The sequence below is a fragment of the Shewanella sp. A32 genome (assembly GCF_029167175.1).
Lineage (GTDB): Bacteria > Pseudomonadota > Gammaproteobacteria > Enterobacterales > Shewanellaceae > Shewanella > Shewanella yunxiaonensis.
In genome coordinates this window covers 82,309-89,227 of sequence record NZ_JARFTS010000014.1, presented here as the reverse complement: position 1 = coordinate 89,227, position 6,919 = coordinate 82,309, and the positions used below count along the sequence as shown (strand labels likewise).

At 46.5% G+C, this 6,919-nt stretch carries 5 protein-coding genes and 1 rRNA gene; 2 read left to right on the top strand and 4 right to left on the bottom strand.

Translation table 11 applies throughout. From position 1 onward, the window contains the following. Both PY479_RS11625 and gmhB read right to left on the bottom strand, forming a co-directional pair. Positions 1–69: ribosomal RNA gene (locus PY479_RS11625) — 16S ribosomal RNA — on the bottom strand; the annotation flags it as partial. A 295-nt stretch (positions 70–364) separates the two neighbouring features. Beyond that, positions 365–919 carry a D-glycero-beta-D-manno-heptose 1,7-bisphosphate 7-phosphatase gene (gene gmhB / locus PY479_RS11620; protein WP_275483848.1) on the bottom strand — a complete coding sequence of 185 codons (555 nt, stop codon included), beginning with the start codon at positions 917–919 and terminating at the stop codon, positions 365–367. A gap of 438 nt (positions 920–1,357) precedes the next feature. Here gmhB and PY479_RS11615 point away from each other — a divergent pair, with 438 nt between their 5' ends. Continuing rightward, positions 1,358–2,434 carry a ketoacyl-ACP synthase III gene (locus PY479_RS11615; protein ID WP_212596304.1) on the top strand — a complete coding sequence of 359 codons (1,077 nt, stop codon included), beginning with the start codon at positions 1,358–1,360 and terminating at the stop codon, positions 2,432–2,434. Positions 2,435–2,497: 63 nt separating this feature from the next. On the opposite strand, the gene PY479_RS11610 is transcribed toward PY479_RS11615, so the two are convergent. Together PY479_RS11610 and PY479_RS11605 are read right to left on the bottom strand one after the other, a co-directional pair. Next, the gene (locus PY479_RS11610; RefSeq protein ID WP_275483847.1) at positions 2,498–3,172 is read right to left on the bottom strand and encodes an exonuclease domain-containing protein; all 675 of its coding nucleotides are present in this window, start codon (positions 3,170–3,172) and stop codon (positions 2,498–2,500) included. A 1-nt stretch (position 3,173) separates the two neighbouring features. After that, positions 3,174–5,024, bottom strand: coding sequence for a DUF294 nucleotidyltransferase-like domain-containing protein (locus PY479_RS11605; protein WP_275483846.1), 1,851 nt, complete (start codon positions 5,022–5,024; stop codon positions 3,174–3,176). 318 nt (positions 5,025–5,342) lie between these two features. Between PY479_RS11605 and shiA the strand changes: the two genes are divergently transcribed. Continuing rightward, on the top strand, positions 5,343–6,749 hold the full coding sequence (gene shiA, locus PY479_RS11600; protein WP_275483845.1) for a shikimate transporter: 1,407 nt from the start codon (positions 5,343–5,345) through the stop codon (positions 6,747–6,749). Positions 6,750–6,919 lie beyond the last annotated feature (170 nt).

Here is a 6,919-nt window from a genome sequence, read left to right as displayed (position 1 = left end):
CCGCTCGACTTGCATGTGTTAGGCCTGCCGCCAGCGTTCAATCTGAGCCATGATCAAACTCTTCAATTAAAAGTTTTAGACTCTATGAATGACTGTTCTTTGCTCGAACACTCTTCAGTGAGTTTTAAATCGTTTTGCGATTCATTCACTGCGAGTGCCCACACAGATTGCTTGATATTTTGTTAAAGAGCGAAGAAAAAGCCGCCTCACAAATCAGCTTGTGCCAGCGACTTATTCTTGACCGTTATTGCTGGTCAGTGGATGCGCATTATAGGGAATCGATTTTTTTGTGCAACACCTAAATCGCCCAAATTCATCAGTTACCGATTAAATGCTCAGTTTTCAGTCAAAACGCGAGTTTAGATTAACCATGCGAGGCTAAATACCCAGGCACATCGGCAATTGAATCCAAAACAACAGTGGCTTCATCAATACCTTCTTGCGTGATCGCCTTGCCGCTTTTCACCAAAATGCGAGTTGGAATACCTGCTGCTTTACCGGCTTTCATGTCATCCGCTTTATCACCCACAAGTACGCTTTGGCTGAGGTCTAACTTTAAAAAACGTTCGGCACTTATGATCATTCCGGGTTTGGGTTTGCGACAATCACAATCCTGCTTATATTCACCAATCCCTTTGTCAGGATGGTGTGGACAATAATAGATGCCATCCAGATCGACACCTTTGTCTGCAAAGTTCCAATCCATCCACTCTGTCAGCTGATTAAATTGCTCCTCACTATACAGGCCACGCGCAATACCTGCCTGGTTAGTGATAACCACCAATTTATATCCTTGCTGTTTCAGCTCTCGACAGGCATCAAAGACACCTTCGATATATTGGAAATCGTCTATCTGATGAACGTAACCATGGTCAACATTAATCACGCCATCTCTGTCCAAAAATACAGCTCGGTTCACACCTACTCTCCTGATGTTGGGATGCGCATATTATTCCACCCTCAACGAAAAATTGCATCGACGGAATGTTACCAGAAAGGAGACATACGCTAATGCGGGATCTTTGACAGCATAAAAGCTGCCAGATGCCGCATTCAGCGCCAATACATTGGGCAACATGCTTTATTTATGCGTTCACTAGCGGTAACCTTAGTTCCAGCAATTTTGGCGTCGAATAACCGTGTAACATAGAAAGTTCAGCCATCATCGCCACAAGCCGTCAGACGAAAGCGGTGAAATCTGTCAGTTCTTATAGGGACAACACAGGGCACTAACTGTCAAGACGCTAACTTCTCGCTGCAACTTCTCGCCACACTAAAGCAGAAGTTGCAGATAAGCCATTAAGTGAACAGCAATTGAAATAACCGTCTCGGGTGATTTCTTAACGAGAGATTTTCCATGCAGTATGCAACTATTACCGGTTGGGGCAAATGTGTTCCACCAGCCATTCTGACCAATGATGATCTGGCGACCTTCATGGACACATCCGATGAATGGATCAAACCAAGAACTGGCATTAGTCAACGCCATATTAGTCACGTTGATACCTCTGAGATGGCTACCGTTGCCGCCAAACACGCTTTAGCCGCAGCCGGTATTGATGGTAGTGAGCTGGATATGATTATTCTAGCCACCGCCAGTCCGGATACGTTAATCCCCAACATTGCCTCCACCGTGCAAGCGAATATTGGCGCTAACTGCGCTGCCTTTGACATCAATGCAGCCTGTAGTGGTTTTCTATACGGGTTAGGCTTGGCGACCGCTCAAATAAAAAGTGGTCAGTGCCAGAAAGTGCTGGTTGTCGGTGCTGAGCGCCTCAGCTTTTATATCGATTGGTCACGCCGTGAAACTGCAGTGCTATTCGGTGACGGTGCAGGAGCTGTAGTGTTAGAAGCTTCTGATATTCCCGGTGGCGTATTAGGCTATGAGCTGAATAATGACCCGGAAGGCCGCGAGATTCTTAAAGCTAGTTTTGGTACCTCAATGGACCGCTATGTCGCTGAGTCACTGGATTTTTATATTCAGTTTGAAGGCAAAGAAATCTTTAAGCGAGCTATTCATGGTATGAGTACTCTCAGTGCCAAAGTGCTGGATAAATGCGGACTAGATAAGGATGACATTGACTGGGTGATCCCGCATCAGGCTAACGAGCGCATCATTGATACACTGGTGCATAAGATGAAAATCCCGCCAGAAAAAGCATTCGTGAACATTGCCAATTATGGCAATACTTCCGCAGCAACCATACCTATTGCTATCTGTGACGCACTGGCAAAAGGGATGATCCAACCCGGACAACATATTTTGTCATGTGCATTTGGCGCTGGCCTCACCAGTGCTGCAGTACTGCTGAAATGGGGTGATCGGGTAACACCGGTATCAACCTCTGAGGCCGCTTTACCTCCTTGTAATAAAACCGGCTTAGAAATAGTTGAAAAAGCCATCAATTATTTCTGCCATCGCGAACCTAAATAGCGTTTTAGGTCACACTTATTACTTCAAAGCCCCTATTTAGGGGCTTTGTCTTATCTACTATTTTTACGGCCACCACAAAAACTCACTGATAGGCACTGTTGGACGAATCGAAGCCGTCTGCGCCAGAAACAGTTCACCGCAGGCGATAGCATCCATCAACGCATTGTGTGCGGCATACACCGGTAGTTGATACCGTTTTCGGCAAGCGCCTAAACGCAAACTTCCTTGCGGTAAAATATGCCGGTCTCGCAATAGCCGATGTCTATCGATTTGTAGGGTATCTATCACCGGGAACTGCAGCGGATGATTGACTGTACGTTGTGCCAGCATGGATAAAAAAGCCAGATCTAACGGCGCATGATGGAAGATCATCAACTTTCCCTGGGTCTGCTGCAGTATCCATCGCAATAAACTTTGCTGATCTAATACCTGTTGCTCAAGATGGCGGTCCACGATGCCATGGATAACTGCACTTTGACCAACACTTCCCGAGATCCCTACTAATCGGTGTTCAGCATCACCTAATTGCAAACGCTGCTGAAAGATGGGCACCAAACCAACTGAAATTATCTGATCGGTTAACGGATTCAGTCCCGTCATCTCCATATCCACCGCAACCAGCGGCACCTCAGCCAATGGCATCGAAAATAATGGACCTAAACGCTGATAATAATCTTGTAGCAACGGCGGTGACTGGAAAGCTCGCCAGCCAAAATAAAGCTGTTGCCAGAATGCCATATCAGAAACTCCGCATAAATTTGAGTTTCAGTGCCGACTGCGCATCGTGGACAACCTTGAAAGCATCGCGCAATTGATGCCGCATCAGTGAAGACAACTCTTCAGGTTTCAGATAGTTACTGAGCTGCTCACGGTTTTCATACTGACGCCCCTGATTGGCTAAGCGCATATGTGCAATAAACTCCAAGGCATCAGCGAGATTCAGACCATCTTTTCGGTTGAGAATACCCTTCGCTATCAGCACGCGGATTCGTTTAGCGGTGTTCACTTCTTTAAGCCCTGCTGACAACGCATAAACCCTGGCAATATCATTAATAAGAACACTGCCACGATGTTTAAGGTCTATGCCCTTCTCTTCCGAGCCGTCACGTTCCAGTACAAATTGCCGGAAGAACCCTAGTGGCGGGGTTTCGCTAAGGGCGTTACCTGTTAACGCTGCCAAAAAGATATCGTTATCGCGAGTATCGGCTAACACGTTATCTTGAAGCGCCGCAAACAGGTTTTCTGGGCCAAAGACACAGCGCATATCGAAAAATATACTGGCATGCATAAGCGCTTTAGGTTCTGGCGCATTTACCCAATCGGAAAACTTTTGCTGCCACTGCTCCAGAGACATCCGCCACATCGGGTTCTGCGCCATAATGTCGCCAGGACAAAAAACATACCCGCAATCATTAAGACCAGCGCACACCGCATGAGTCAGCTTATCGAAATAGGCATTTTCAACCGCATTGGGCTCGTGTGTTAATAACAATCCATTATCTTGATCGGAACATGCCATTTGATCCTGCCGCCCCTGGCTACCGAATGCCAGCCAACAAAACGCTACCGGCGGCTCGCCCAAGAGCGCCTGATGTAACTGGATCAATCGGCGTGTTAATGCATCAGTAACGCTGGTGAGAATACGCCCGATCTCTTCTGCTCGAGCATCGGCACTGATCAGATTTTGCAGCAAAATGGGGATCTGTTTACTGACGTGAATAAGACTGTCGACATCTTGCTGCCGCTCAATTTCGCCGATCAATAAAATGGGTTGGGAAGACTGACTGCGAATAATATCGGTACTGGTGACCATGCCCACCGGATCGCCATTATCCAGAACCGGCAGATGATGAATATTGTGCTGGCTCATCTGTAACATCGCCTCAAACACTAAGGCATTGGCATCAATTGTTACCGGTGTGGCTGTCATGGCCTGATAGACCGGAACATCACCATTAAGTCCTTCAGCCAATACCCGATTACGTAGATCCCGGTCGGTCAAAATGCCCACCAGCTTTTGGTTATCCATCACCAAGGTCGATGACACCCTATTTTTGCGCATCAACTTAGCAGCATCACTTACTGGCGTTTTATGATCCACACTGATAGGCGACATCACAACTAAACTGCTGATGCGATTAGCGGTGATCACCTCTGCATGATGTTGATGTGATTCTTGATGACGTAACCGCTTGGCATAAGCGCGGTTAAAAAAGCGATCAAACGCACGACAACCAGCTCGAAGCTTTTCAAATAAGGGTAAGGACAGATGATAAACAAGGCCATCTTCCAGGATCAGCACCTTGTTACTGATAGATTCGCCGGACATTAGCGATGGAAATCCAAAATAGTCTCCGGCACCAAGACGATCAAGTAACTCCCCTTCAGCGTTGCGGACCTCAAAAGCACCACTCCGGACAATATATAACAGGGGATTTTCTGAACTCAGAGGTACCGCTACTGACGCCTTGCTGTAGTATCCAATGCTGAGATTCCGACAACATTCCTCCAGCAACTCAGCAGATAATTCATTAAATGGCGCAATTTCCGCCAGGAAATTACGAATAGGCAGCAGTTCAGTTTCATCCATAGGCGTAGTAGTTAGCAGAATTATCAGTCACTTAATAATGGCTGTTCAACCGTAAAGCAGCCATCTTTCTTTGGTCTAATAAAACAGTACTGGCAAATTTATGTTGTTAGATATTTATCAATTTTTTTCGGGAATATTTTATTATTCTTATATCCAAGTTGAAAAAATGTAGAAGATTATTCAATCAAGGTGTTTTCTAATGATCAAAGTCAGGGTAGTCTGCTAAGCAAGCCTTGCCGTTTGCAATAAACATTGTAAACGCCTCAGGCAATTTTATATTTCTTATAACAACAAATGATGTAGCTAGACAGGACAACTATGGATACAACACTCGACTCTTCGAAGTGCGAAGAGCGCATGACTGCATTAATGCGTGCCAAGCGCGCCGCTTGGGGTAGCTTTGCCGGAGCAGTCGTGGACTGGTACGATTTTTTACTTTACGGCATTACCGCAGCGTTAGTCTTCAACCGAGAATTCTTTCCACAAATTAGTCCCGCGATGGGCACCCTTGCAGCGTTTGCTACTTTTGGTGTCGGCTTTCTATTTCGTCCGCTCGGCGGCATTATTTTCGGCCATTTTGGCGACCTTTTAGGGCGTAAGCGGATGTTAATGCTTACTGTGTGGCTGATGGGGCTGTCTACTGCCTGCATTGGATTACTGCCGTCTTTTGATGCCATCGGTTGGTGGGCTCCCGTGTTACTGGTCATCCTTCGGGCAATTCAGGGATTTGCGGTAGGCGGTGAATGGGGCGGTGCGGCTTTATTGTCGGTAGAAAATGCCCCTGCCGGGAAAAAAGCGTTTTACAGTAGTGGTGTACAAGTCGGTTATGGAGTGGGACTGTTATTGTCGACAGGCCTCGTGTCATTAATCAGCCACTACACCAGCGATGAACAGTTTTTGAGTTGGGGCTGGCGCATTCCATTCCTGCTGAGTGTTGTATTGGTGCTGGCTGCGTGGTGGATCCGCAATGGCATGGATGAGTCAATTGAGTTTGAACAACAAGCTAAAGCTAAAAATGTCACAACAACGAAACGTGCCGCCTTACCCGTATTAGAAGCGCTGAAAAGTCACCCTGGGGCATTTTTACAGATTATTGGTTTGCGCCTGTGCGAATTATTAACCATGTATATTGTCACCACTTTCGCGTTGAATTACTCCACTAATAACCTCGGATTACCGCGGGAACTGTTCCTGCACATTGGCCTATGTGTGGGGGCATTAAGTTGTCTGACCATTCCGCTGTTCGCAATAGTCGCCGATAAATATGGCCGAAAACGCGTCTATATCACCGGGGCCTTAGTCGGCGCCGCCAGCGCCTTTCCATTTTTCATGGCATTGGAAGCGCACTCAGTCGCGGGGATCATCATCTGCTCTCTGCTGCTGGCCAACTTAGCTCACGATATGGTGGTGTGTGTGCAACAACCTGTTTTCACTGAATTATTTGGTGCAAGCTACCGCTATAGTGGCGCAGGCGTTGGGTATCAGGTAGCCAGTGTAATAGGCGGTGGATTTACGCCTTTTATTGCAGCGGCATTAGTGACTTACTCTAATGGTGTATGGCATAGCGTTGCCATATATCTGATGGGCGGCTGCTTATTATCAGCTTTGGTAGCATTAATGATGAAACCATCATCAGAAACGCAAGAAACTAAAGCACACCAACCTAAGCTATCCGAACCTGAAGACACCATGGCCTTGCCACGACAAGCAATAGAAAAAGCATAAACTGCAGTGAATTGCGGCATTACTTAGGCAGTTTTTGCTAGGTTGAGGTGAATTAAAAACGGTTTACTTCTCCATAGGAAGTAACCCGTTTTCTATGTAATTGGCAGTATATTAACTAGCTTGCCGATGACTCACCGTCCGCTAGGATATAGTATTTAATTACAGACCAA